Consider the following 2,026-nt stretch of genomic DNA (forward strand, 5'->3'; position numbering starts at 1 on the left):
GGCCATAGCGCCTGTGCCCCACCCGATCCCATCTCGAACTCGGCCGTGAAACCAGGCAGCGCCCATGGTACTAACGCTTAAGCGTTGGGAGAGTCGGACGCCGCCAGGCTCAGAAGAAGGCTTCACACAAACCCGTTCACACTCTCAAACGAACCCCTGTCTGCTTTGCCCCAGAGGGCCAATCACACAGCACCAGTTCATCGCGGGGTGGAGCAGCCCGGTAGCTCGTCAGGCTCATAACCTGAAGGTCGTCGGTTCAAATCCGGCCCCCGCAACCAGTATAACAGGCCCCTACAAGGGGCCTTTTTTATTGGTTCTAATGCACGGTGAATGATCCGGGTTGCGCCGACGGCATTGCCGACCTTTGCAGCGGTCGAGACGGCTGGGGCGGACTTAGCTGCTCTATCAGCATCAGCGTGGCCCAGCCGGATCAAGATGGAGCTGCCCTCGCGGATCCGGCTCACCGTCGATGCCGAAGGTGTCCTTGTCGCGCGCATTAGGCTTGGCGGGCACACCGGTCTGCACGATCGCCTCACACGCCAGCTAGCTGTTCATGCAAGCGTATAATCCGCATGGCCCGCCACTGCACCGGAGTTAGATCCAGCACCTCGTCGCTGGACGCCGCAGCGGACACGAGTTGCCGCTGCTGGCGGGGGCAGTGTCCAGAATCTTTCGCACATTTTCAGGCGACGGCTCCGGTTGCTGATAAGTGTGACGCATACAGCGGCGCCATGTTCATGTAGCGCCGCGTGGCCCAGTGACTGGCGGCGATGTGCCTCAACCTGGCCGCGGCCAGGTTGAGGCACGAACGGCCATCGGGAAAGGCCCCGACCACGCGGGTGCGGCGCTGGATCTCTCGCATGATGCGCTTCGCACGGGTTGTTGGTGCGCAGCTTGAGCCAATGACTGTCCGGGAAGGCATAATAGGTCGGCGTTTCCTGCACATGCGCCTCGACGAGTTCGGCCGCTCGGGTCAGGCGCTGTCGCCGCAACTCGGCGATGACAGTCTCGGCCTTCTGCTCGGCAGCAAGACGACTTTCTTGGGCATGGATGGCCTTGAGCCTGTGGCTGACGTCGCGCACCCTGGTCGAAGGGACATGGCTGAAGACATTGCGGTAAAAATGCACGACACAGCGCTGCCACCGGGCGGTGGGCAGATATTCGGCCACGCTCTCCACCAGGCCCCGGCAGGCGTCCGAAATCACCAGTTCCACGCCCTTCAGGCCCCGCTCAACCAGATGGCGCAGGAACGCAGACCAGCCGGACTTGTCCTCCTTGGCGCCCTCGCAAATGCCCAGAATCTCGCGATACCCTTCCGCATTGACCGCGCTGGCCACCAGCAGTGACACGTTGCGGACCTCCCCGTCCCAGGTGCGCTTCATCACGATGCCGTCGAGATAAAGATAAGGATGAAGTCCCTCGATCGGTCGCTGCCGCCAAGCCTCGATTTGCGCGTAGATCTTCCGGTTCAGATTGGACACCGTTCCCGGCGATACCCGCGTGCCCCAAAGCGCTGCGTTAATATCCTCGACCCGGCGCACGGAGACGCCGGCCAGGTACATCTCGATCAGCGCTTCCTCGACCGAGCTCTCGCGTCGGCGGTAGCGCTCGATGATCGCCGTCTCGAAAGTCTGGCGCCGCTAGCCAAGTACCTTCAGCTTCACCTCGCCGGCCTTGGTATGCAGCGCCCGCTCATAACTGCCAGCCCGGGTGTCGCGGCGGGCCTCGCTGCGTTCATAGCGGGCAGCCCCGCACAGCCGATCCGCTTCCGCATCCAGCAGCGCGTTCAACGTCTCCTCCACCGTCCCACGCACCGTCTCGCCCAGATGATCCCGGATCCGGGCTTCATCAATGCGAATGACCTCGCCCATGGTCTGGCCCCCATCGCTCATGGTCATGTCTTGCTCCCTCCAGAAAATCTAGAAGGAGCCGTCCATCCGGAAAGTGCGAAAGATCCTGTACGTTATCTAGCCATGCGCCTGCTAATTTTTCGCTATAGGCTGCTCTAAGCATCGCATTTGCTTCG

Annotated in this window: 1 tRNA gene, 1 rRNA gene and 1 pseudogene; 2 read left to right on the forward strand and 1 reads right to left on the reverse strand. The window is 62.0% G+C overall.

Annotated features, from left to right (window positions below):
- Window positions 1–109: ribosomal RNA gene (gene rrf / locus VIG90_RS07600) — 5S ribosomal RNA — on the forward strand; the annotation flags it as partial.
- Window positions 110–201: 92 nt separating this feature from the next.
- Window positions 202–278 (forward strand) — tRNA-Met (locus VIG90_RS07605).
- A gap of 404 nt (window positions 279–682) precedes the next feature.
- Here VIG90_RS07605 and VIG90_RS07610 read toward each other — a convergent pair.
- Window positions 683–1,871, reverse strand: a pseudogene (locus tag VIG90_RS07610) (IS256 family transposase).
- Between the last annotated feature and the right edge of the window lie 155 nt (window positions 1,872–2,026).

The organism is Pedomonas sp. (assembly GCF_036515995.1).
Taxonomy (GTDB): domain Bacteria; phylum Pseudomonadota; class Alphaproteobacteria; order Sphingomonadales; family Sphingomonadaceae; genus Pedomonas.